General features: G+C 69.9%; 23 protein-coding genes. 13 read left to right on the plus strand and 10 right to left on the minus strand.

What is annotated here, in order from left to right:
* Positions 1 to 26: 26 nt before the first annotated feature.
* Genes Ate02nite_RS11885 through Ate02nite_RS11905 form a run of 5 tightly spaced genes read right to left on the minus strand, consistent with a single transcriptional unit; the run spans position 27 to position 6,347 of the window.
* A complete protein-coding gene (locus Ate02nite_RS11885; protein ID WP_239147324.1) occupies positions 27 to 776 on the minus strand; it encodes a LutC/YkgG family protein in 750 nt (249 codons plus the stop codon).
* Positions 773 to 2,200: a lactate utilization protein B gene (locus Ate02nite_RS11890; RefSeq protein ID WP_203803860.1), complete on the minus strand. Its 1,428-nt coding sequence runs from the start codon at positions 2,198 to 2,200 to the stop codon at positions 773 to 775. The genes Ate02nite_RS11885 and Ate02nite_RS11890 overlap by 4 nt, the downstream gene beginning before the upstream one ends.
* On the minus strand, positions 2,200 to 2,925 hold the full coding sequence (locus Ate02nite_RS11895) for a (Fe-S)-binding protein (RefSeq protein WP_203803862.1): 726 nt from the start codon (positions 2,923 to 2,925) through the stop codon (positions 2,200 to 2,202). Before Ate02nite_RS11895 ends, Ate02nite_RS11890 begins: the two co-directional genes overlap by 1 nt.
* 12 nt (positions 2,926 to 2,937) lie before the next feature.
* Positions 2,938 to 4,320 (minus strand): rhamnulokinase, encoded by a 1,383-nt coding sequence (locus Ate02nite_RS11900; protein WP_203803864.1) that lies wholly within the window; start codon positions 4,318 to 4,320, stop codon positions 2,938 to 2,940.
* Complete coding sequence (locus tag Ate02nite_RS11905; RefSeq protein ID WP_203803866.1) at positions 4,317 to 6,347, minus strand: bifunctional aldolase/short-chain dehydrogenase; 2,031 nt, start codon at positions 6,345 to 6,347, stop codon at positions 4,317 to 4,319. The genes Ate02nite_RS11900 and Ate02nite_RS11905 overlap by 4 nt, the downstream gene beginning before the upstream one ends.
* Before the next feature lie 266 nt (positions 6,348 to 6,613).
* Here Ate02nite_RS11905 and Ate02nite_RS11910 point away from each other — a divergent pair, with 266 nt between their 5' ends.
* Together Ate02nite_RS11910 and Ate02nite_RS11915 are read left to right on the plus strand one after the other, a co-directional pair.
* Positions 6,614 to 6,979 (plus strand): hypothetical protein, encoded by a 366-nt coding sequence (locus Ate02nite_RS11910; RefSeq protein WP_203803869.1) that lies wholly within the window; start codon positions 6,614 to 6,616, stop codon positions 6,977 to 6,979.
* A 2-nt stretch (positions 6,980 to 6,981) separates the two neighbouring features.
* Positions 6,982 to 7,380, plus strand: a complete 399-nt coding sequence (locus Ate02nite_RS11915; RefSeq protein ID WP_239147325.1) for a roadblock/LC7 domain-containing protein — start codon at positions 6,982 to 6,984, stop codon at positions 7,378 to 7,380.
* Positions 7,381 to 7,640: 260 nt separating this feature from the next.
* On the opposite strand, the gene Ate02nite_RS11920 is transcribed toward Ate02nite_RS11915, so the two are convergent.
* Positions 7,641 to 8,639, minus strand: coding sequence for a LacI family DNA-binding transcriptional regulator (locus Ate02nite_RS11920; RefSeq protein ID WP_239147326.1), 999 nt, complete (start codon positions 8,637 to 8,639; stop codon positions 7,641 to 7,643).
* 183 nt (positions 8,640 to 8,822) lie between these two features.
* On the opposite strand from Ate02nite_RS11920, the gene Ate02nite_RS11925 reads away from it, so the two are divergent.
* The 7 genes from Ate02nite_RS11925 (at position 8,823) to Ate02nite_RS11955 (ending at position 15,155) form a co-directional block, all read left to right on the plus strand.
* Positions 8,823 to 10,325, plus strand: a complete 1,503-nt coding sequence (locus tag Ate02nite_RS11925) for a sugar ABC transporter ATP-binding protein (RefSeq protein WP_203803887.1) — start codon at positions 8,823 to 8,825, stop codon at positions 10,323 to 10,325.
* Positions 10,322 to 11,296, plus strand: coding sequence for an ABC transporter permease (locus Ate02nite_RS11930; protein ID WP_203803889.1), 975 nt, complete (start codon positions 10,322 to 10,324; stop codon positions 11,294 to 11,296). Before Ate02nite_RS11925 ends, Ate02nite_RS11930 begins: the two co-directional genes overlap by 4 nt.
* Positions 11,289 to 12,284: an ABC transporter permease gene (locus Ate02nite_RS11935; protein ID WP_203803891.1), complete on the plus strand. Its 996-nt coding sequence runs from the start codon at positions 11,289 to 11,291 to the stop codon at positions 12,282 to 12,284. The genes Ate02nite_RS11930 and Ate02nite_RS11935 overlap by 8 nt, the downstream gene beginning before the upstream one ends.
* Before the next feature lie 10 nt (positions 12,285 to 12,294).
* Positions 12,295 to 13,353, plus strand: coding sequence for a rhamnose ABC transporter substrate-binding protein (rhaS, locus tag Ate02nite_RS11940; protein WP_203803894.1), 1,059 nt, complete (start codon positions 12,295 to 12,297; stop codon positions 13,351 to 13,353).
* 11 nt (positions 13,354 to 13,364) lie between these two features.
* A complete protein-coding gene (locus Ate02nite_RS11945; RefSeq protein ID WP_203803896.1) occupies positions 13,365 to 13,694 on the plus strand; it encodes an L-rhamnose mutarotase in 330 nt (109 codons plus the stop codon).
* Positions 13,695 to 13,700: 6 nt separating this feature from the next.
* Positions 13,701 to 14,867 carry an L-rhamnose isomerase gene (gene rhaI / locus Ate02nite_RS11950; RefSeq protein ID WP_203803899.1) on the plus strand — a complete coding sequence of 389 codons (1,167 nt, stop codon included), beginning with the start codon at positions 13,701 to 13,703 and terminating at the stop codon, positions 14,865 to 14,867.
* Positions 14,868 to 14,930: 63 nt separating this feature from the next.
* Positions 14,931 to 15,155, plus strand: coding sequence for a hypothetical protein (locus Ate02nite_RS11955; protein ID WP_203803902.1), 225 nt, complete (start codon positions 14,931 to 14,933; stop codon positions 15,153 to 15,155).
* A gap of 48 nt (positions 15,156 to 15,203) precedes the next feature.
* On the opposite strand, the gene Ate02nite_RS11960 is transcribed toward Ate02nite_RS11955, so the two are convergent.
* Positions 15,204 to 15,554, minus strand: a complete 351-nt coding sequence (locus Ate02nite_RS11960) for a hypothetical protein (protein WP_203803917.1) — start codon at positions 15,552 to 15,554, stop codon at positions 15,204 to 15,206.
* A gap of 133 nt (positions 15,555 to 15,687) precedes the next feature.
* Here Ate02nite_RS11960 and Ate02nite_RS11965 point away from each other — a divergent pair, with 133 nt between their 5' ends.
* Genes Ate02nite_RS11965 through Ate02nite_RS11975 form a run of 3 tightly spaced genes read left to right on the plus strand, consistent with a single transcriptional unit; the run spans position 15,688 to position 19,911 of the window.
* Positions 15,688 to 18,339, plus strand: coding sequence for a helix-turn-helix transcriptional regulator (locus Ate02nite_RS11965; RefSeq protein WP_203803926.1), 2,652 nt, complete (start codon positions 15,688 to 15,690; stop codon positions 18,337 to 18,339).
* Positions 18,340 to 18,378: 39 nt separating this feature from the next.
* A complete protein-coding gene (locus Ate02nite_RS11970; RefSeq protein ID WP_203803929.1) occupies positions 18,379 to 19,095 on the plus strand; it encodes an alpha/beta fold hydrolase in 717 nt (238 codons plus the stop codon).
* Between the two features lie 12 nt (positions 19,096 to 19,107).
* Complete coding sequence (locus Ate02nite_RS11975) at positions 19,108 to 19,911, plus strand: alpha/beta fold hydrolase (protein ID WP_203803931.1); 804 nt, start codon at positions 19,108 to 19,110, stop codon at positions 19,909 to 19,911.
* Between the two features lie 56 nt (positions 19,912 to 19,967).
* Here the strand turns inward: Ate02nite_RS11975 and Ate02nite_RS11980 are convergent, their stop codons facing one another.
* Positions 19,968 to 20,945, minus strand: a complete 978-nt coding sequence (locus tag Ate02nite_RS11980) for a tetratricopeptide repeat protein (RefSeq protein WP_203803933.1) — start codon at positions 20,943 to 20,945, stop codon at positions 19,968 to 19,970.
* On the opposite strand from Ate02nite_RS11980, the gene Ate02nite_RS11985 reads away from it, so the two are divergent.
* Positions 20,946 to 21,266, plus strand: a complete 321-nt coding sequence (locus Ate02nite_RS11985) for a hypothetical protein (protein WP_203803935.1) — start codon at positions 20,946 to 20,948, stop codon at positions 21,264 to 21,266.
* A 48-nt stretch (positions 21,267 to 21,314) separates the two neighbouring features.
* Here the strand turns inward: Ate02nite_RS11985 and Ate02nite_RS11990 are convergent, their stop codons facing one another.
* Together Ate02nite_RS11990 and Ate02nite_RS11995 are read right to left on the minus strand one after the other, a co-directional pair.
* Positions 21,315 to 22,091 carry an ATP-binding cassette domain-containing protein gene (locus Ate02nite_RS11990; RefSeq protein ID WP_203803937.1) on the minus strand — a complete coding sequence of 259 codons (777 nt, stop codon included), beginning with the start codon at positions 22,089 to 22,091 and terminating at the stop codon, positions 21,315 to 21,317.
* On the minus strand, positions 22,088 to 23,104 hold the full coding sequence (locus Ate02nite_RS11995) for an ABC transporter permease (RefSeq protein WP_203803939.1): 1,017 nt from the start codon (positions 23,102 to 23,104) through the stop codon (positions 22,088 to 22,090). Before Ate02nite_RS11995 ends, Ate02nite_RS11990 begins: the two co-directional genes overlap by 4 nt.
* Positions 23,105 to 23,110 lie beyond the last annotated feature (6 nt).

Genomic DNA, 23,110 nt, shown 5'->3' on the forward strand with positions numbered 1-23,110 from the left:
ACCTTAGTCCGAAGCGAACCCGTTGATTACCCCGTGAGGATCACGTGCAGGTTTCGGGGGCCGTGGACGCCCTCGACGCGGTTCAGTTCGATGTCGCTGGTGGCTGACGGGCCGCTGATCCAGGTCAGCGGGCGGGTCGGGTCGAGTCGCGCCACCGCCTCCGGCACCGAGGCCACCACCTGGTCGGCTCGCAGCACGCAGATGTGCAGGTCGGGAAGCAGCGAGATGATCCGCCGGCCCTGGTCGGGCGAGGCGTCCAGCACGATCGTCCCGGTCTCGACGACCGCTACGGCCGCGGCCGTCACCACTCCGTCGGCGGCCGCGATCCGCTCCGCCGAGAGGCCGTCGTCGACCAGCCCGACGACGCCGTCCGGCAGCCATTCCAACGGCAGACCCGGGGGTACGACGACGGTCCCGGCGCCGAGAATGTCGGCGATCGCCGCCCGCACCGCCGCCGCGCCAGCACTCGCAGCCCGCTCACCGCCCGAGCCGCCGCCCGCTGCACCCTCCGCCTCAACGCCGTCGAGCGGCCGCGCGTCTGCGACACCGGCCTGCGGCCCACTGCCCTCGACCCCGCCGCCGATCACCGGCTCGATACCGGATTTTTCGGGATTAAGCCGGTGCACCACGGCCTTGTAGTCGACCAGTCGCTCGACCAGCAGGTCCAGGTCGACCTCGGCGGGGCCGCGCCGGTAGTCCCGCGGGATCTCCGGCGACTCGGCGCCGGACGCGAGGGCCGCGCGAATCCGGTCGAGGATGATGTTCTTCGAGCTCATCGGTTCCGCCACCAATCGCGGAACGTCTCCTTCGGCGGTGCGGGCAGGTCGCGGCTCGCCGACCAGCCGTTCAGCGGCGGCGGCAGACCCCGGCCGCGCCGGCCGGCGATCCGGGAGAGCTTGGCGGCCCGCTGCGCGGACCGATAAAGGCGGGGATGGTCCATCGTGTACGCGGCGGCCGCCATCACCGCCGCCTCGGTGCGCGGGTGTGGGGCCTGATTGCGCAGGTGGACCAGGATCGACGGGATGTCGATCTTCACCGGGCAGGCGTCGAAGCAGGCACCGCACAGCGACGACGCGTACGGCAGCGAAGCGTTGTCCTCGACCCCGGTGAGCTGCGGCGACAGGATCGCGCCGATCGGGCCGGGATAGACCGAGCCGTACGCGTGCCCGCCGGTGCGCTCGTAGACCGGGCACACGTTCAGGCAGGCCGAGCACCGGATGCAGTGCAGCGCCTGCCGCCCCACCTCGTCCGCCAGCACCGCGGTGCGGCCGTTGTCGAGCAGCACGAGATGGAAGTTCTGCGGGCCGTCGCCGGGCGTCACCCCGGTCCACATCGACGTGTACGGGTTCATCCGCTCGCCGGTCGAGGCCCGCGGCAGCAGTTGCAGGAACACCTCAAGGTCCTGCCAGGTGGGCACCAGCTTCTCGATGCCCATCACGGTGATCAGGGTTTCCGGCAGGGTCAGGCACATCCGCCCGTTCCCCTCGGACTCGACCACGGCCAGGGTCCCGGTGTCGGCGATCGCGAAGTTGGCTCCGGAGACGGCGACCGTCGTACTCATGAAGGTTTCCCGGAGATAGCGCCGGGCCGCCCCGGCCAGCACCGGCGGGTCGTCGGTCAGCTTGGGATCGACGCCGGGCATGGCCCGCAGGAAGATCTCCCGGATCTCCGACCGGTTCCGGTGGATGGCCGGCACCAGGATGTGGCTGGGTTTGTCGTTCCCCAACTGCACGATCAGCTCGGCGAGATCGGTCTCGACCGGGGTGATCCCGGCCGCCTCGAGCGCCTCGTTGAGCCCGATCTCCTGGGTGGCCATCGACTTCACCTTGATGACCCGCTGCGAGCCGGTCGCCCGGACCAGGTCGGTGACGATCTGGTTGGCCTCGTTGGCGTCGGCCGCCCAGTGCACCACTCCGCCGGCCGCGGTGACCTTCTCCTCCAGCTGTTCGAGCAGTTCCGGTAGGCGAGCCATGGTGGAAGCCTTGAGCGCCGACCCGGCCGACCGCAGTTCCTGCCAGTCCGGCAGTTCGGCGATGACCCGGCCGGACTTGCCGCGGATCGTGGTGGTCGCGTGCTGCAGGTTCCGGCGCAGCTGGGAGTCGCCGAGCGCGGTCCGGGCGGCGGCCGGGAACGACTCGTCGCCCCGCAGGTGGCCGACGCCGCGTGGCGCGTGGACCGGCATCCCCAGGAATGTGCTCATCAGGCCTCCGTCGATGCCAGGATCTCGGCGAGGTGCACGGTTCGCACTCCGGTCTGCAGCCGGGACAGGCCGCCGCCGATGTGCATCAGGCAGGAGGCGTCGCCGGCCGTGCAGACGTCGGCGCCGGTGTCCAGCACGTGGCGCATCTTGTCGGCGAGCATCGCGGTCGACGTGTCGGCGTTCTTGACCGAGAACGTGCCGCCGAAGCCGCAGCACTGCTCGGCCGCCGGCAGTTCGACCAGGTCGAGGCCGCGCACGTTGCGCAGTAGCCGCTCCGGCTTGTCGCCGACCCGCAGCACCCGCAGCGAGTGGCAGGTGGGGTGGTAGGTCACCCGATGCGGGTAGTACGCCCCGACGTCCTCGACGCCGAGCACGTCGACCAGCAGTTCGGACAGCTCATAGGTGCGGGCGGCGACGGCCGAGGCGCGGGCGGCGAGACCCGCGTCAGAGCCGGCCACCATCGCGTGCTGATGCCGCACCGACCCGACGCAACTGCCGGACGGCGCAACCACCACGTCGTACGGTTCGAAGGTGCGCACGTGCCGTTTGACCAGCGGCAACGCGTCCTTCTGATAACCCGTGTTGATGTGCATCTGGCCGCAGCACGTCTGCTCCTGCGGGAACACGACCTCGTGGCCGAGCCGCTCCAAGAGCAGCACGGTCGCCTTGGCCGCGGCCGGGAACATGGTGTCGGCCAAGCACGTCACGAACAACGCGATCCGCACCCCACCGCCTCCTTAACCGGAGATCCGTTTGGCCGCCGCTCGCCACGCGGCCGGGTCGCCGCCCGGCTCGTAGCGCACGATCTGCTGAGTCTCCCGCAGAACGGCGCGAAGCGCTGCCAGCTCGCCGCCGATCACTCCGGCGGCGCGCGCCTGAACGAGGAGATTACCGAGTGCGGTCGCCTCCACCGGACCGGCCAGCACCGGCAGGCCGCACGCGTCCGCGGTGAGCTGGCAGAGCAGCTCGTTGCGGGCGCCGCCGCCGACGACGTGCACGGCGTCGACCGCGCGCCCGGCCAGTTCCTGGGCCTGTTCGACCGCTCGCCGGTGGGCCACCGCGAGACTGTCCAGAATGCACCGGGTCAGCACGGCCGGGTCGGCCTCCCGGGAGATGCCGGCGGCCGCGGCGAGGCGCCCGATCATGTCGCCCGGGGGCAGAAAGACCGGATCGTCCAAATCAACGACATGCTTCAGCGCCGGCTCTCCGGCCGCTCGCGCCAACAGCCCGGAAATATCGGATATCTCCCACTCGCGCATGGCCTCCTGCAACGGCCACAGGCCCATCACGTTCCGCAGGTAGCGGATGGTGCCGTCGACGCCGCCCTCGTTGGTGAAGTTTGCCCGCCGGGACTCCTCGGACAGCACCGGCTGATCGAGTTCCAGCCCGACCAGCGACCACGTTCCGCAGGAGATATAGGCGAATCGCTCGCCGGCCGCCGGCACGCCCACGACCGCCGAGGCGGTGTCATGCGAGCCGACCGCCACCACCGGCGTACCGGCAAAGGCGCCGATTTTCGCGCCGGGTGACCGAATCTCCGGAAAGAGCGAAGGCCGAAGGCCGAGTTCGGAAATCAACGACGAAGACCACTCCCGGGTACGCACATCGAGCAGTCCCGTGGTCGACGCATTGGTGTATTCCGCCCCGAGCTCCCCGGTCAGCCAATAGGCCAGCAGGTCGGGAATGAGCAGAAGCCGCTGCGCCGCCTCGTATTGCGGCGTGCCCTGGGCCGCGATGAGCTGGTAGATCGTGTTGAACGGCAGCTTCTGCAGCCCGGCGACCGCGTAGAGCCGATCGTCCGGCACCGCCACCGAAACCCGGTCGGTTCGGCCGTCGCGGTAATGCACCGGATTGCCGAGCAGCGCCCCCGAACCGTCGACAAATCCATAGTCGACGGCCCACGAGTCGATGCCGATGCTGTCCACCGGCCCGGCTTTCCGCAGCCCTTCGAGCGCCCCGCGATAGAGGCGCAGGATGTCCCAGTAAAGCGTGCCGCCCGCGCGCACCGGCTCATTGCCGAACCGGTGCGCCTCGGACAGTTCGATGCGGGTTGGCCCGACCCGGCCGACGATGACGCGCCCGCTGGACGCGCCGAGGTCGACCGCGGCGAACGCGTTCATCTCAGGAAAGCAGCCGCCACCCCGGCGTCGACCGGGATGTGCAGGCCGGTGGTGTGAGTCAGATCGCCGCCGGTCAGCGCGAAGACCGCGTTGGCCACGTGCTCCGGCAGCACCTCGCGCTTGAGCAGGGTGCGCTGCGCGTAGTACTCGCCGAGCTTCTCCTCGGGCACGCCGTACACGGCGGCGCGCTTCGCGCCCCAGCCGCCCGCGAAGATCCCGGAGCCACGGACGACGCCGTCGGGGTTGATGCCATTGACGCGTACGCCGTAAGCGCCCAGCTCCGCCGCCAGCAACCGCACCTGATGGGCCTGGTCGGCCTTGGTGGCGCCGTAGGCGACGTTGTTCGGCCCCGCGAAGATCGAGTTCTTGCTGGAGATGTAGATGACGTCCCCGCCCATGCCCTGCGGGATCATCACCCGGGCGGCCTCCCGGGAGACCAGGAACGAGCCCTTCGCCATCACGTCGTGCTGCAGGTCCCAGTCGGCCTCGGTGGTCTCCAGCAGCGGCTTGGAGATGGACAGCCCGGCGTTGTTGACCACCAGGTCTACCCCGCCGAAGGCGAGCACTGATTTTTCTACAGAAGCAGCGATCGCGGCCGCACTGGTTACATCGGCTTCGACCGCAATGGCCACGTCGCTGCCGCCGATCTCCCCCGCCACCGTCCTGGCGGCGTCGAAGTCGCGGTCGGCCACGATCACGCAGGCGCCCTCGGCCGCGAGCCGCAGCGCGATCGCCCGCCCGATCCCCGACCCGCCGCCGGTCACATAGGCGATCCGGGTGGCCAGCGGCTTCGGCTTCGGCATCCGCTGGAGCTTGGCCTCCTCGAGCGCCCAGTACTCGATCCGGAACTTCTCCGACTCGCCGATCGGCGCGTAGGTCGACACCGACTCGGCCCCGCGCATCACGTTGATGGCGTTGACGTAGAACTCGCCGGCCACCCGCGCGGTCTGCTTGTTGGCCCCGAACGAGAACATGCCCACGCCCGGCACCAGCACGATCGCCGGGTCGGCCCCGCGCATCGCCGGCGAGCCCGCGTCGGCGTTGCGCTCGTAGTAGCCGCGGTAGTCGTCCCGGTAAGCCGCGTGCAGCTCCTTGAGCCGGGCCGCCACCTCGTCCAGCGGCGCGTCCGGCGCGGTGTCCACCACCAGCGGCTTCACCTTGGTGCGCAGGAAATGGTCGGGGCAGGAGGTGCCGAGCGCGGCCAGCTCGGGCAGCCGGGCGCTGTTCACGAAGTCGAGCACCACCTCGGCGTCGGTGTAGTGCCCGACCTGCGCCCGGTCGGTGGAGGCGAGCCCGCGCAGGATCGGGAACAGCTCGGCCGCCCGGGTGCGGCGAGCCGCCTCGTCGAGGGTCTGGTGCACGGCCGCGCCGAACGGCTCCGGCCGGCCGTGCGCGGCCAGGTAGTCGGCGGCCAGCGCGATGATCTCGCGCGAGTTGGCCTCGGCCTCGGCGCTTGTCGCGCCCCAGGCGGTGATCCCGTGCCCGCCCAGGATGACCCCGATGGCCTGCGGGTTGGCCCGCTGCACCGCGGCGATGTCGAGCCCGAGCTGGAAGCCCGGCCGCCGCCACGGCACCCACAGCACCCGGTCGCCGAAGATCTCCTTGGTCAGGGCCGGCCCGTCGGCGGCGGTGGCGATCGCGATGCCGGAGTCGGGGTGCAGGTGGTCGACGTGCGCGACGTCGACCAGGCCGTGCATGGCCGTGTCGATGCTCGGCGCGGCCCCGCCCCGCCCGTGCAGGCAGAAGTCGAACGCGGCGACCATCTCGTCCTCGCGCTCGACGCCCGGGTAGACCCCGGCGAGCGCGCGCAGCCGGTCGAGCCGCAGCACCGCGAGACCCTTCTCGGTCAGTGTGCCGAGGTCGCCACCGGACCCCTTGACCCAGAGCAGCTCGGCCGGCTCGCCGGTGACCGGGTCGGTCTCGGTGCCCTTGGCCGAGGTGTTGCCCCCGGCGTAGTTGGTGTTGCGCGCATCGGCACCGAGCCGGTTGCTGCGCTCCAGAAGCTCACGCACTGCGGGGTTAGTCATGGCGTCCTTCAAGATCTCATGAAACGTTTCACACGTTGCAGGCAGATTACGGCGACGGCCGTTCACGGTCAAGATGCCGGTCCTGGGGTTACCGCTCGGTAAGTCCATCCGACACCCCGATGATCTCGGCGACCGATCGCCCGACCCCCTCCGGGGTCGATCGCCCAGAGGATGTCGATCTTCGGCCTGACCTGCGCCGATTCCGTATTACTTTCAGCTGCAATTAATTTTGCCGTGGCAAGGTGGTCGCCGATCAAGGAGGAAACGTGGCGAACATCGAGACGTCCCTGAAGGAAGCCATGACGATCGAGGGCGCCATCGGCGTCGCGCTCGTCGACCACACCAGCGGCCTGACCCTCGGCACCCTGGGTGGCGGGACCACCATGGACATGAACATCGCGGCCGCCGGCAACACCGACGTGGTCCGCGCCAAGCTGCGCACCCTCGACATGCTCGGCTTCACCGACGGCATCGAGGACATCCTCATCACGCTGGACTCGCAGTACCACCTGATTCGGCTGATCAACGGCAGCGCTGGGCTCTTTCTCTACCTGTCGCTCAGCAAGAACCGGGCCAACCTCGGTCTCGCCCGGCACCAACTGCGAAAGATCGAGGCGGAACTCGAGGTATGACCATGCTCGGCTCCGAACCCATCCTCGATGAGCTGGCGAGCCTGCGACATCAGGTGACCGGGGTGAGCGGCAGCGTCGTCGGCGGGGTGGACGGGTTGCTGATCCTGCACGACACGCTGCCGGGCGTCGAGCCGAACGACATCGCGGCACTGGCGGCCGGCGCGTGCGGCATCAGCCGCACCACCGGCTCCGTCCTCCAGCAGGGCCCGTTCCGCGAGGTGACGATCGGCAACCAGAACGGCTACCTCTCGGTCTACGCGATCGGCGACCTGGCCCTGCTGGCCGTGATCGGCGACGCCGGCCTGAACATCGCCCGCCTGCACCTGGCCGCCCGCCCGGTAACCCACCGGCTGGCCGCGCTGCTGACGTTCGACCCGGCCCACCCGTTCGACCGACGCTAAAGGCCGCAATCAAAATCCTTTAGCGGTACGGGCGGCGACGCCCACAACCGCAATTCACACCCGACCGCCGGCACCCCGCGGCCGAGGTGCGACACCGGCGCGTGCCGCGACTCTCGCGCAATGAGACCCCACCCCGCCCGGCGGCCGAAGGGCCGCCGGCGTGGGGCCGGGCCCGCCCGCAGCGGGCGCGCGGAGGGTGAGTCGCAGCGGCCGGGACCGAGTGCCACGGGACTGAGCCGGCCCGTACGCAAAAAGGTTGTCTAGCGTGCGCGGGAGGACGCCCGGGCGACCAACTCGGGGGTGAAGAAGAGCTGCTGGTGCTCGTGGTCGGGGTTGGTCGCCTCGTCGAGCACCAGCTGCGCCGCGGCCCGGCCCAGCTCCTGGCGCGGCTGACGCACCGAGGTCAGCGGGACCGCGGCCGCGGCCGCGAACTCGATGTCGTCGAAGCCGACGATCGCCAGGTCGTCCGGAACCCGCAGGCCGGCCCCGATGCCCTGCTGCAACAGGCCCAGCGCGAGCAGGTCGTTGGCGCAGAAGGCGGCGGTCGGGCGCCGGCGGGCGGGCAGCCCGGCCAGGCGCTCGCCGGCCGAGCGGCCCTCGGCCACGGTCAGCGCGTCGGTAGGCAGGAAGATCAGGTCGTCGGCGGGCAGGCCGAGCTCGGCCCACACCTCGCGGGCGCCCTGCAGGCGCTCGCGCACCTGGCCGATCGACTCAGGACCGCCGATGAACGCCACTCGGGCATGCCCCTGCTCGACCAGGTGCTCGATCGCCACCCGGCCGCCGTGCACGTCGTCGACCGCGACCGAGCAGCAGCTCTCGTCGTCGCGCCGGCGGTCGACGATCACCAGCGGAACACCCCGGCGGGTCAGGTCGTAGAGGTAGGGCGCCTCGGAGTTCACCGGGGTGATCAGGATGCCCTGGACGCGCTGCTGCAGCAGGCGGTCGAGGTGCGCCTCCTCGCGCTCGGCGCGGCTGTTGCTGTTGCAGATGAACAGCGAGAGATCGGCATCTTCCGCGGCCAGCTCGATGCCCTGGGCCACGTCGTGGAAGAACGGGTTGGTGCCGTCCAGCATCACGTAGGCCAGGGTGCGGCTGGTGCCGGCGCGCAACTGCCGGGCCGACTCGTTGCGCACAAAACCGAGCTCGGCCATCGCCCGCTCGACCCGCTCCCGGGTGCGGGCGCTGACCACTTCGGGACGGTTCATCACGTTGGAGACCGTGCCGAGCGAAACGCCGGCGGCCGCGGCCACGTCCTTCACGGACGGTGTCCTGCTGTTGAGCACCGCCAGACCTCCCGTTGAAACGTTGAAGCAGGATCCTACGGTACCTGCCACCTGCGCAACGGCCGTGTTTCCGCCGCGTTTCCACCCAACGCTTGACATGTGTGATTGGCGCCACCTACGTTTGTGAAACATTTCAACCCCACGACCGGGAGGTGGCTCGTGGCGGAGGCAGCGGCTCTGCTCGAGGTCCACGACGTGACGAAATCCTTCGGCGCGGTTGCGGCAGTGCAGGGCGTCAGCTTCCCGCTGTACGGCGGTGAGGCCCACGCCCTCGTCGGGGAAAATGGCGCCGGCAAGTCCACGATCGTGAAGATGCTGGCCGGCGTGCACCGCCCCGACACCGGCACGCTTCGCATCGAGCACACCGACGTCGACTTCACCGGCCCGGCCGACGCCAAGGCCGCCGGGATCGCGGTGATCTATCAGGAGCCCACCCTCTTCCCCGACCTGTCGGTGGCGGAAAACATCGCGATGGGCAACCAGCCCCTGACCCGCCTGCGCCAGATCGACCGCCCGGCCACGCACGCGAACGCCGAGCGGCTGTTCCAGCGGCTGGGCGTGCACCTCGACCCGACCCGCCCGGCCCGCGGCCTGTCGATCGCCGACCAGCAGCTCGTCGAGATCGCCAAGGCGCTGTCCAGCGAGGCCCGCATCCTGATCATGGACGAACCGACCGCCGCGCTCTCCGCGGTGGAGGTCGCCCGGCTGTTCGCGGTGGTCCGGTCACTGCGCGACGAGGGCGCGGCGATCCTGTTCATCTCGCACCGGTTCGAGGAGATCACCGAGCTCTGCCAGCGGGTGACGATCATGCGGGACGGCAAGCACGTCGCCACCGAGCTGGTCGCCGACCTCACCGTCGACGACATGATCCGCCGGATGGTCGGCCGCGATCTGAGCGCGCTCTTCCCCAAGCAGGAGGTTGCGCCGGGCGAGGTGATGCTCGAAGTTTCCGGTCTCACCCGCGAGGGTGTCTTCCGGGACATCTCGTTCACCGTCCGGGCCGGCGAGATCGTCGCGCTGGCCGGCCTGGTCGGCGCCGGCCGGTCCGAGGTCGTGCAGGCGGTCTTCGGCGTCGACCCCTACGACTCGGGCACGGTCCGGGTGCGCGGCCGAAGCTTGAAGCGGGGCTCGCCGCGCGCCGCGATGGCGGCCGGCCTCGCGCTCGTGCCCGAGGACCGCCGCCAGCAGGGCCTGGTCATGGAGCTGTCGATCGAGCGCAACGTGACGCTCCCCCGGGCTCGCAAGCTGGCCCGGCTCGGCCTGCTGTTCGGCGGCGCCGAGCGGAAGGCGGCGCTGACCTGGACCCAGAAACTGCAGACCAAGCTGGGCAGCCTCGCCGACCCGGTCGGCACCCTCTCCGGTGGCAACCAGCAGAAGGTCGTGCTGGCCAAGTGGCTCTCCACCAGCCCGCAGCTGCTGATCGTCGACGAGCCGACCCGCGGCATCGACGTCGGCACCAAGGCCGAGGTGCACCGGCTGATGTCGTCGCTGGCCGCCGACGGTCTCGCGGTGGTGATGGTCTCGTCCGAGTTGCCCGAGGTGCTGGGCATGGCCGACCGGGTCGTCGTCCTGCGCGAGGGCCGGGTGGCCGCTGTCCTGGATCGCGCCGAAGCCACCGAAGAGTCGGTCATGTACGCCGCTATGGGTCAGGGGGCGGCATGAACCTCCTGAAGACCCGTGAGCTGGGGATCGTGCTCGCGCTGGCGGCCCTGGTTCTCTTCACGACGATCAGTAATCCACGCTTCCTGTCCGGGCAGAGCATCCGCGACAACCTGCTGAACACCGCGATCCTGGCGGTGATGGCCGCCGGCCAGGCGGTCGTCGTGATCACCCGGAACATCGACCTGAGCGTGGGTTCGGTGCTCGGCATCTCGGCTTTCGCGGTCGCCACCATGATGAGCGACCACCCGGGCCTGCCGATGATCGTCGCCATCCTCGTCGGCCTGGTCGTCGGCGCCGCGGCGGGCCTGCTCAACGGCGTGCTGGTCCGCTACGGCAAGGTCCCGGCCCTGGTGGTGACCCTGGGCACGCTGTACATGTACCGCGGCATCACCTACTCGTGGGCCGGCGGCTCGCAGGTCAACGCGGACGAGCTGCCCCCGCACTTCCTCAACTTCGCCAACGACAACCTGCTCGGCGTTCCGTGGCTGGTGCTGATCGCGCTGGTCGTGGTGGGCGGCACCAGCTGGGTGATGCGCAACTACCGGGTCGGCCGCGAGCTGTACGCGATGGGTTCCAGCCCGCAGGCCGCCGAGCTGGCCGGCATCAAGGTGGCCCGCAACCTGCTCGGCGCGTTCGTCCTCAGTGGTGCCCTGGCCGGCCTGGCCGGAGTGCTGTTCGCGGCCCGGTTCGGCACGGTCGACGCGTCGGCCGGCACCGGCTACGAGCTGAACGTGGTGGCCGCGGTCGTGGTCGGCGGGGTGGCCGTGTTCGGCGGCAGCGGCACGGTCTGGGGCGCCGGGCTCGGCGCGCTGTTGCTCACCGTGATCAGCAGCGCCCTGGCGGTGCTCGACATCAACCAGTTCTGGCAGCAGGCCATCGTCGGCGCCCTGATCGTCCTGGCCATCGGCGCCGACCGGCTGGTCGCCGTGCGGATCGCCCGCTCGCTGCGAAAGAGGGACGCCCATGTCTAGGAAGTTGGCGAGCTGGGACACGGCGATCATCCTGCTCACCGTGCTGGTGCTGATCATCGCGTCGCTGGCCGTGGACAACTTCGGGACCAGCCGGAACTTCACCTTCATGGTGCTCGACCTGCTGCCGATCATCCTGGTCGCGCTGCCGATGACGTTCATCATCGTGACCGGCGAGATCGACCTGTCGGTGGCCAGCACCCTGGGCCTGACCAGCTCGCTGATGGGCTGGTTCTGGAACCACGGCCTCTCGATCGAGACGATCATCCCGCTCTGCATCGTGATCGGTGCGGTCGCCGGCGCGTTCAACGGCTTCCTGATCACCGGGCTGGGCCTGCCCTCGCTGGCGGTGACGATCGGCACCCTCGCGCTCTACCGCGGCCTGGCCCTGGTGGTGCTGGGCGACAGCGCGGTGGCCGACTTCCCGTTCAACTACACGGGTTGGGTCACCGGAACGCTGAGCTGGCTTCCTTGGCTTGACGGAGCCGTACCCAACGTCTTGATCTTGATTGTGGTCTTGGCCTTGATCTTCGGGGTCATCCTGCATGCCACCCCGATCGGCCGATCGCTTTACGCGATCGGCGCGAACGCCCAGGCCGCGCATTTCGCCGGCATCCGGGTGGCCCGGACCAAATTCTGGCTGTACGTCGTAAGCGGCGCCGTCGCCGGCCTGGTCGGCGTGTTGTGGACGCTGCGCTACTCCAGTGCCCGGGCCGACAACGGCGCCGGACTCGAACTCGCCGTGGTCGCGGCCGTCCTGCTGGGCGGCGTCTCGATCTTCGGCGGAAAGGGCAGCCTGCCCGGCGTCCTCGCCGGCGTGGTGCTGCTGACCGCGCTGCAGAACGCGCTGCGCCTGGAGGACGTCTCCGGGCAGGCGCTGAACATCGTCACGGGCGCTCTGCTCGTGCTGTCCGTCCTTCTCCCCAATGTCATCAGCTCGATCCGCGGCAACTGGCAGCGCCGCAAACTCCGCCAGTCCGCCGCTTCGTAAAGGAGCCAGCATGTCGCGACACCGCTTGGCCGCTGTCTTCACGGCGACGCTCCTGGTCGCTGCCGGTTGTGGTGGCACCACCAAGGACAACCAATCGAGCTCCACCGACACCCAGACGTCCGCCGCCGCCGACCCGAACGCGAAGCTCAAAGAGGGCCTGAAGATCGCGTACCTGCCCAAGCAGCTCAACAACCCCTACTCCGACGTCGAGACCAGCGGCGGCGAAGAGGCGGTCAAGGAGCTCAAGGGCGAGTACAAGAAGGTCGGCCCGAACGACGCGTCCGCCTCGTCGCAGGTCTCCTACATCAACACCCTGATCCAGCAGCAGCAGGACGTGATCGTGGTCGCGGCGAACGACCCCAACGCGGTCTGCCCGTCGCTGAATCAGGCCCGGGCCGCGAAGATCAAGGTCGTCACGTTCGACTCGGACGCCAACAAGACCTGCCGGGACGCGTTCATCAACCAGGCCACCACCGAGGGCATCGGCCAGTCCCTGGCCAAGATGGCGCTCGAACAGGCCGGTGGTTCCGGTGACATCGCGGTGCTGTCCGCGACGCCGAACGCCACGAACCAGAACGCCTGGATCGAGGTGATGAAGACCGAGCTGGCCAAGCCCGAGTACTCGAAGCTGAAGCTGGTCAAGATCGCGTACGGCAACGACGACGACCAGAAGTCGTTCCAGGAGGCCCAGGGCCTGCTGCAGTCGTACCCGAACCTGAAGGTCATCGTCGCCCCGACCACGGTCGGCATCGCGGCCGCCGCCCGCTACATCTCGTCGTCGTCCTACAAGGGCAAGGTGCAGGTCACCGGCCTGGGCCTGCCGAACCAGATGCGCCAGTACGTCAAGGACGGCACGGTCAAGAAGTTCGCACTGTGGAACCCGGCCGACATCGGTTACCTCGCCGCGTACGCCGGTGCCGCGCTTGCGTCCGGGCAGATCACCGGGGCCGAGGGCGACAAGTTCACCGCCGGCAAACTCGGCCCGTACACGATCGGCAAGGACGGCGAGATCGTGCTCGGCCCGCCGACCGAATTCACCACTGACAACATCGACAAGTTCAACTTCTGAGGCCTCTGACCATGCCTCGTTACTGCTTCCAGCTTCAGATCCGCCCTGATCGGATCGAGGAGTACGTGGAGCGGCACCGGTCCGTGTGGCCCGAGATGCAGGACGCACTTCGGGCCACCGGCTGGCGCAACTACTCCCTCTTCCTCCGCCCCGACGGGCTGCTGATCGGTTACGTGGAGGCGGACGACCTCGCGGCGTCCCAGGCGGCAATGGAGGCGCTGGACGTCAACACCCGGTGGCAGGCCGAGATGGCCGAGTTCTTCGCCGGCACCACGCCGGCCGAGGGCTTCCCGCAGCTCACCGAGGTGTTCCACCTCAACGAAAACCAAGAAGAGATGTGACAAACCATGGCTGACCTCGCCGCAGTCAAGCGTGCGCTCACCGCGCAGCGCATCGAGACGCCATCCTGGGCGTACGGAAACTCGGGCACCCGATTCAAGGTGTTCACCCAGCCCGGTGTGCCCCGCAACCCGGAGGAGAAGATCGCCGACGCGGCGGCCGTGCACCGGTTCACCGGGGTCGCGCCGACGGTCGCGCTGCACATCCCCTGGGACAAGGTCGACGACTACGCCGCCCTCACCCGGTACGCCACCGACCTGGGCGTCGGCATCGGTGCGATCAACACCAACGTCTTCCAGGACGACGACTACAAGCTCGGCTCGGTCACCAACCCCGATGCCGGCGTGCGGCGAAAGGCCACCGATCACCTCCTCGAGGCGATCGACATCATGGATCGCACCGGCTCGCAGGACCTGAAGCTGTGGTTCTCCGACGGCATCAACTACCCCGGCCAGGACGACCTGCGCACCCGGCAGGACCGGCTGGCCACGGCGCTGCGCGAGACGTACGACCGGCTCGGCCCCGACCAGCGCATCCTGCTCGAGTACAAGCTGTTCGAGCCGGCCTTCTACGCGACGGATGTGCCGGACTGGGGCACCTCGTACGCCCATTGCATCGAATTGGGTGAGCGGGCGACGGTCTGCATCGACACCGGCCACCACGCGCCCGGCACCAACATCGAGTTCATCGTCGCGTTCCTGCTGCGCCAGGGCCGGTTGGGGGCCTTCGACTTCAACAGCCGCTTCTACGCCGACGACGACCTGATGGTGGGCGCCGCCGACCCTTTCCAGCTGTTCCGGATCATGTACGAGATCGTCCGGGCCGGCGCGCTCGACCCGTCGTACGGCATCGCTTTCATGCTCGACCAGTGCCACAACATCGAGCGCAAGATTCCCGCGATCATCCGCTCGGTGATGAACGTGCAGGAGGCCACCGCGAAGGCCCTGCTGGTCGACCGGGACGCGCTGTTCGCCGCGCAGCAGTCCGGCGACGTGCTGGAGTCGAACGCGGTCTTCATGGACGCCTACAACACCGACGTGCGCCCGCTGCTGGCCGAGGTGCGCACCGACGCCGGCCTGGACCCCGACCCGATCGCCGCCTACAAGCGCAGCGGTTACGACGAGAAGATCATCGCCGACCGGGTGGGCGGCAACCAGGCGGGTTGGGGTGCGTAAAAGCTAAGCCGCCACCGCCGGTAACCGATTCTTGCGGCCGTCCCCGACAACGAGGAGCGACCGATGGATCAGATGTTGGACAAGGCCTATACCGTGACCAGCAATCTTTTCGGTCCGGAGTCGGGCATCCCGTGGTGGGCCTGGATGGCCGTACTGCTGTGCGTCTTCTGGAAGGTAGCCATCCCGGAACAGAAGACCGCCCAGCAGCGAGCCGCCGAACGGGACGAACAGATGCTCGCCGAACTTTTCGCCGGCGAAGGCGGAAAGAAGGGCAAAAAGAAGAAGTGACCCCCGCCGCCCCGAGGATGCCCCCCGCATCCTCGGGGCGAGGTCTTTCTACAGCTCGGCCAGGCTCTTGATGCCGGCCGCCTTGGTCAGCTGGGCCCGCACGTCCGGGCAGGTCTTCAGCGCCTGCTCGTCGACCACGCTGCCGTCGAGCTGGTCCAGGTGGTCGTCGTACAGGTTGGCGATGCTGATGGACAGCTGGGCCATCGCGCCCACCTCGGAGCCGACCGCGATGATCCGCGGCGCTTCTTTCTTGAGGTGCGCGCAGAGCGCCTCCGCCGAGATCGGCGCTTCTTGGGCGGCTGCCGCTGGGGCCGCTTCCTGATCGGCCGACGCCTTGCATCCGGTCAGCGCGAGTGCCGCCGCCAGACCTACGCACACCAGAACCGGTCGAACCCGCATCCGTCCACCTCGTCTGCTCCTGAAGGCGATCAGCCGCCTTCAGAGGTCAAGCTCACCAGCCAACGCCAAAGATCAGCCAAAGGAGGACACTGACCGCAAGATCGGCCCGGCGAGTGTGATGGAAGGCAGTGTCGTGGCGGAGTTGCTGTCAGGCCGGGACACCGAGCTCGCACAGTTGCACGACCTGCTGGCCGGACTGCCCGATCGGGGCGGCGCGCTCGTCGTCCGGGGCGGGGCCGGGGTGGGCAAGTCGGCCCTGCTCACCGCGGCCGCCGCGCGAGCGACGGCAACCGGCGTGCAGGTGCTCCGGACCAGCGGGGTGCAGAGCGAGTTCGACGTTCCGTACAGCGGATTGCCGGCCTCGCTGGGCCTGTTGGCGGAGGAAGCGACCACGCCGTACCAGGTGGCGCTGGCCATGGTCGGCAAGCTGGCCGCCGGTCCGCCGATCCTGCTGGTCATCGATGACGCCCAGTGGCTGGATCGGTCCAGCTGGGACGTGTTGATCTTCGCTGGCCGGCGGCTGGACGCGGACGCCGTGGTGATGCTGCTGGGCGTGCGGGACGGCGAGGAGGTCGACGCGCGACTGGCCCGTACCGGGCTGCGCGAGCTGGCGGTGGGTCCGCTGGCCGAGGCGGACGCGGCGGGGCTGCTGGACGCGCGGGCTCCGGCACTCGTCGCGGATCTTCGAGCCCGGGTGCTGGCCGAGGCGGCCGGCAACCCGCTGGGGCTGCTGGAGCTGGCCGGGGTCGCGGCCCGGCTCGGGGAACAGGGGCTGCTGCCCGGCTGGCTGCCGCTGTCCACCCGGCTGGAGCGGGCCTTCGGCGACCTGGTCGCCGGCCTGCCCGCCCGCACCCGGTCGTTGTTGCTGGTGGCGGCGTTCAACGACAGCGACGGACTGGACGAGATGCTGGGCGCCGGCCCGGCGGTGGAGGTGGCCGACGCCGCCGTGGACGACGTGCAACCGGCGATCTCGGCCGGCGTCCTGGAGGTCGACGACGCTCGGCGGGTGCGGTTCCGCCACCCGCTCCTGCGGTCGGCGGTGCGGCAGTCGTCGAGCCTGTCGCAGCGGGCCCGCGCCCACGCCGCGCTGGCCGGGGTGGTCGGCGACCCCGACCGCCGGGTGTGGCATCGCGCGGCGGCAACCTTCGACCGGGACGAAGACCTGGCCGGGCAGTTGGTCGAGCTGGCCCGGCGGGCCCTGCGCCGGGGCGCCGCGGCCACCGCGATGGCAGCCTGGGAACGGGCCGCCCAGCTGACCGAGCCAGGGCCGGACCGGGCCGCCCGGCTGGTGTCGGCGGCCTGGGCCGCCTCCGAGACCCACGATCAGCCCACCCTGGTACGCCTGCTGGCAACCGCCGAGGAGCAGGAGATGCGGGCCACCGATCGCACCCAGGCGGCCTGGCTGCGCGAGGTCTACGGCAGCCTCAGCTGGTCCGGCTCGTCCCGGCTGCTGGCCTCGGTGGAGATCGCTGAGCAGGCCGCCCGGGACGGCGACCCGGAGCTGGCCCTGGACATGTTGGTCCAGGTCAGCTTCCGCAGTGCGTGGTCCAACCCCGACGACACCATCCGGCAGGCGTTCGTGGCCGCCGCCGAGCGCCTCGACCGGCCACCGCTGGAGCCACGACTGGTGGCCGTACTGGCCATCGTCGAGCCGATCGAGCGCGGCGAGCTGGTGCTGGCCCGGCTGGCCGAGCTGAGCACCCGGATCGGCCTCGACCCCGGCCACCTGCACGAGCTGGGCACCGGGGCCGGCACGGTCGGTGCGCTCGACCTGGCCGCGCTGTTCCTGGCCGGCTCGGTCGAGGCCCTGCGGGATCAGGGCCGGCTGGTCCTGCTGGCCCAGGCGCTGGTGACGCAGGCTTGGAACGCCGCCTGGATGGGCGACACCGTGCTGGGCCTGACCGCGGCGACCGAGGCCGGGGTGCTGGCCACCGAGACCGGTCAACCGCTGTGGGCGCTGGTGGCCGGCCTGGCCCAGGCGCACGTCGCCGCCCTGCGCGGTGACCCGGCCACCACGAAGACCCTGACCGAGCAGGGCGAACGGGTGTTGATGTCGGTCGGAGCGCATCCCCAGCTGTCGCTGGTCATGCAGGTCCGGGGCGTGGCCGCGCTGGGCACCGGCCGCTACGAGGAGGCCTTCGATCACCTGAGCCGGATCTTCGACCCGGCCGATATCGCCTACCACCCGTACGTCCGGTTCGTCAGCCTGGCGCCACTTGTCGACGCCGCCGTCCACTGCGGACGCCACGACGCCGTACGCGTGGTGGTCGAGGAGATGAAGCCGATCGCGGCCCGGTCCGGCTCGCCGGCCCTGCGGGTCGGCCTGGCCTATGCCGCGGCGATGTTGGCCGCAGACGACGAGGCCGAGGAGCTGTTCCGGTCGGCGTTGAGCGGCGACCCGCCCGGCTGGCCGTTCGAGCGGGCCCGGCTCCAGCTCGGTTTCGGCGCCTGGCTGCGCCGGCAGCGGCGAAAGGCCGATTCGCGCGCGCACCTGCGCGCCGCGATGGCCGCGTTCGATGCCGTGGGCGCCGGCCCGTGGGCCGAATTCGCCCGGCGTGAGCTGCGCGCGTCCGGCGAGACCGTGCGCCGGGCCGACGACGCCCGGGACCGGTTGACCCCGCAGGAGGTCCAGATCGCCCAGCTGGCGGCGCAGGGGCTGAGCAACCGGGAGATCGGCGGCCGGCTGTTCCTCTCACCCCGAACGGTAAGCACCCACCTCTACCGCATCTACCCGAAGCTCGGGGTGAGCTCGCGAGCCGAGCTGGCCAGCCTTTACGTCAACTGACGTACGCGGGCGAAGCGCCCGGCCCCGCAGGCTGAGTGCATGATCCGAGCGCAACGCAACGGCAGCACCCCGACCGTGCTGCTCGTCCACGGGGCGTTCACGTCCAGCGCGTGCTGGGCCGCCGTGATCGACGCCGGACGCGGCTTCCACCTGGAGATGCTCGCGGTCCCGAACCCGTTGCGCAGCCTGGCCGGCGACGCCGAATACGTGGCCGGGATGGCCGGCACCCATGACGGCCCGGTGCTGCTTGTCGGTCACGGCTACGGCGGCGCGGTCATCACTGTCGCGGGCACCCGGGCCGGGAACGTCGTCGGCCTGGTCTACATCGCCGGGTTCGCCCTGGCCGTCGGCGAGAGCTGCACCGACCTGCTGCGCCAGGAGCCGGCCGCGGTGGCCGAGGCCCTGGAACCGGTCGATCTGCCGGTCGGCGGCCGGCGCAGCCTCGAGATCCAGCTGCGGCGGGAGTCCTTCGCCGCGCTCTACGCGGCCGACCTGCCGGTGGCCGTGGCGGAGTCCGCAGCGGCCAGCCAATACCCGATCGCGGCCGCCGCGATGGAGGAACGACCCCGGTCGGTGGCCTGGTCCGAGCTGCCCAGCTGGTACCTCGTCGCGACCGCCGATCGCCTGCTCAGCCCTCGATCCCAACGCCGGATGGCGACCCGGGCGGGTGCCGTTACCGCCGAGGTGAACGCCTCGCACGCGATCGTCCAGTCGGCGCCGACGGCCGTCGCCGAGTTCATCCAGCACGCCCTTTGATTGGAGCCCGTCATGTTCCGCTTCCGCCGACGATCAATTGCCGTCGCCGCCCTGGCGACGCTCGCCGTCCTGCTGCCCGGGACGTTCGCGTTCGCCTCGACCCGCACTCCGGCCGCCCCGAAACCCACGATCGTGCTGGTGCACGGCGCGTGGGCGGACGCGTCCAGCTGGGCGCCGGTCACCGCGCTGTTGCAGCGGGACGGCTACACCGTGCTGTCTCCGCCGAACCCGCTCCGCGGCCTGGCCGGGGACGCCGCCTACCTCGCCGCGTTCCTGAAGCAGCGCACCACCGGCCCGGTCGTCCTGGCCGGCCACTCCTACGGCGGCGCGGTCATCACCAACGCGGCCCTGTCCGATCCGGACGTCAAGGCCCTGGTCTACGTCGACGCGTTCGTCCCGGACCAGGGCGACACCATCCTCGGCCTGCTCGGCGGGGGCGGCGACCCGACCACCCTGTTCGACTTCGTCTCCTTTCCGAACGGCGACACCGACCTCTACATCAAGTCCGCCGTCTTCCGCTCGGTCTTCGCGGGCGACCTGTCGGCACCGGTCGCGGCCGGGCTGGCGGCCGGTCAGCGACCGATCACCCTGGCCGCGCTGACCGAGCCGTCCGGCGCACCGGCCTGGAAAAGCCTGCCCAGCTGGTACGTGCTGGGCACCCAGGACAACATCCTGCCCCCGGCCGTGCAGCAGACCATGGCGCAGCGAGCCGGCAGCCACATCGTCCGGACCCCGGCGTCGCACCTGTCGATGCTGTCGCACCCCGCGACGGTGACCCGGACCATCCTGACCGCAGTGCGGGCAAGCGCTTCCTGACCGGCCCGGCGGCTCGGCCCCGTGGGCCGGGCCGCCGAATCAGGATTCGGCCGGTCCTAGCCGTCGGCCTGGAGTCGACGAGCTGCGGCTATCCGATCTGCCGGGAGGCCGGTGGCGCCCAAGGCGTGTTCGAGCAGCCCATTGCGGTAGCCCGCGTGGGGAAGCATCGGGGCCAGCTCCAGGAGAAGGTCCAGGTCAGCGTGTGAATTCTCGGCTCGTGCTCGGTACGCGGCGCCTGCCGCTCTGAGCGTGACGTCCCCGGGTTCGTGCTCGAGGCCCTGGCGGACCAGTTCGGCGGCGGTGGTGAAGTCGCCGTCCTCCGCCACCAGGTCGGCCAGATCGAGGTAGAGCGACCAGTTCGCCGGATCCAGTTCGATCGCTCGGCGGAAAGCTTCCCCGGCCTGCCGCCGCTCGCCGATACGACGCCAGGTGCCGGCCCGGACGACCTCGGTGAACATCACCCGCTCGACAGAGTCGGCCCGGTCGCACAGGGCAAACGATTCATCGGTAAGGCCGCAAACCCGCAGCAGGATCGCCATCCGAGCCATCGGGTCGGCCGCCGGATCGAGATCGCACACCACGTCGATCAGCCGGAACCACGGTCGCAGCCGCTCCCGCGCCTCGTCGTTGTCGAGCTCGGGGTTGTAGTCGGTGATGTTCAGGACCGCGTCCGTGAGGCCGGCGGCAGTCACGGCGCCCGAGAATCGTTCTTCGCTGAACCAGGGCGCGGACGCCCAGGCGACAGTGGGGCGGTATCCGGTCACCGAACCCAGCCGCTGCACGGCCCGATCCATGTCGCCGTCGAGGAAATCCAGGTAAGCACCGGCCACGAACTGCCACAGTTCGCGTGGCGCTCGCACCGCGGCCGCGACCTCGTCGGGTGACTCCCGACGGAGTTCAGCGAGTTGCTCGTACGGTTCGAGATCGTCCGGCCGCCCGGTGATTGCCTGGCCCAGGAACATCACGGCCCCGCCCGGCGAGCCGCCGCAGTGAGCCAGAACCTGGGCGATGGCCAACGAGGCGGAGGTCTGCACGTGGCGGAAGACTACTCACCTTCAGTGGCCGGCTCGAGCATGGCGGCTGATCAGCTCGCTATGGTCGGCGGCATGACGACGCCGAGCCCGTATGAGGGGCTGAACGACAAGCAGGTGACGACCCTTCGGTTTATGGAGCAGATGACCGGCATGCGGGTGGTGCCCGGTCCTCCTCCGTCCGGGTCGCCGGTTGCCCGGCTCGTTGAGCTGACCGACGCGCTGCAGGCCGGTCGGATCACGCCGGAGGCGTGCCACGAGGGGATCAAGGCGATCATGATCGAGGGTTTGACGCCGGCCGAGCTGGCCGAGCTGAACCTGTGAACGATCCGGCGCCGCCCCTCGTGGTGAGGGACGGCGCCGGTGGTTACGTCAGGCGGCGGCCTGGGGTGGGGGTTCGGCGGCGCCGGTCATGATGGCTACCGCTTCGGACATGGAGTGGGACTTCGGGGTTATCACCGTGGCTCGGCGGCCTAGGCGCTGGATGTGGATGCGGTCGGCTACCTCGAAGACGTGCGGCATGTTGTGGCTGATCAGGATTACCGGGAGGCCTCGGTCTCGGACGTCGCGGATCAGCTGCAGGACCCGGTTGCCCTCCTTGACGCCCAGGGCCGCGGTCGGCTCGTCGAGGATTACCACCTTGCTGCCGAACGCGGCCGAACGCGCGACCGCCACGGCCTGGCGCTGGCCGCCGGAGAGTGACTCGACGGCCTGGCCGATGTTCTGCAGGGTGGCCACGCCGAGTTCGCTCATGTGCCGTTTTGCTTCGGCGCGCATGTGGCTGCGGTCGAGCATCCGGAACACCGAGCCGAGCACGCCGGGCTTGCGTTCCTCGCGGCCGAGGAACAGGTTGTCGGCGATGTCCAGGCCGGGGGCTACCGCCAGGGTCTGGTAGACGGTTTCGATGCCGGCGGCGCGCGCGTCCATCGGCGTACGGAAATGGACCTGTTTTCCGTCCAGGAAGATTTCGCCCTGGTCCGGGATCAGGGCGCCGGAGAGCGCCTTGATCAGGCTGGATTTGCCGGCGCCGTTGTCGCCGATGACCGCGAGGATCTCGCCGGGATAGAGCTCGAGGTCGCTGCCGTCGATCGCGACCACCCGGCCGTAGCGTTTGGTGAGGCCACGGGCCTGCAAGACCGGCTCGGTCATGTCTTCACCTTCCTGATCCACTGGTCCAGCGACACCGCGACCAGCACTAGCAGGCCGATCGCGAAGCCCTGCCAGACGACCTCTACGCCGCCCAGCTGCAGGCCGTTGCGGAAGACGCCGACGATCAAGGCGCCGATCAGGGTGCCGATGACGCTGCCCCGGCCGCCGAAGAGGCTGGTGCCGCCGAGGACCACTGCGGTGATCGAGTCGAGGTTGTATTCGACGCCCACGTTCGGGCTGGCCGAGGCGAGCCGGCCGATCAGGATCCAGCCGCCGACCGCGTAGAGCAGGCCGGCCACCGTGTAGACCGAGAACAGCACCCGGCTGGTCTGGATGCCGGCCAGCCGGGCCGACTCGGCGTCGTCGCCGGTCGCGTAGACGTGTTTGCCCCAGGCGGTGCGGCCCAGTGCGTAGAAGAAGTAGGCGAACAGCAGCAGCATGATGATCGAGCCGTAGGTGAGCCGGAAGTTCCCGATCGGGATCGAGTTGCCGGTCCAGGTCATCAGGCCGGGCATGTCGGTGCCGCGCACGGTTTCGCTGTTGCTGACCACCGAGTTCAGGGAGAAGAAGATGGTCAGCGTGCCGAGGGTGACGATGAACGGGGGCAGCTTTATCCGGGTGACCAGGAAGCCGTTTATCGCGCCCATCGCGGTGCCGCAGGCGAGCCCGAGCACCAGCGCGATGATCCCGGGCATCCCGGCCTTGGTGCAGAACGTCGCCATCAGGATCGAGGAGAAGACCGCGATGGCTCCGGCCGACAGGTCGATGCCGGCGGTCAGGATGATCAGCGTCTGCCCGAGGGCGAGTACGGCGATGACCGTGACCTGCTGAAGTACGAGGGAGAGGTTGGTCGCGGTCAGGAACCGGCCGTTGACGATCGAGAACGCGATGATCGCGACGATCAGGACAGCCAGTGGCCCGAGGACCGGGTTGGCGTGCAGGGCGTGTTGCAGGCGCAGGCCGAGCGAGTCGTTCCGGCGCACGTCGAAGTCAGTAGCGGAGGCAGTGGCCATGCGTGT

Origin of the sequence: Paractinoplanes tereljensis (assembly GCF_016862435.1) — a bacterium.
GTDB lineage: Bacteria > Actinomycetota > Actinomycetes > Mycobacteriales > Micromonosporaceae > Actinoplanes > Actinoplanes tereljensis.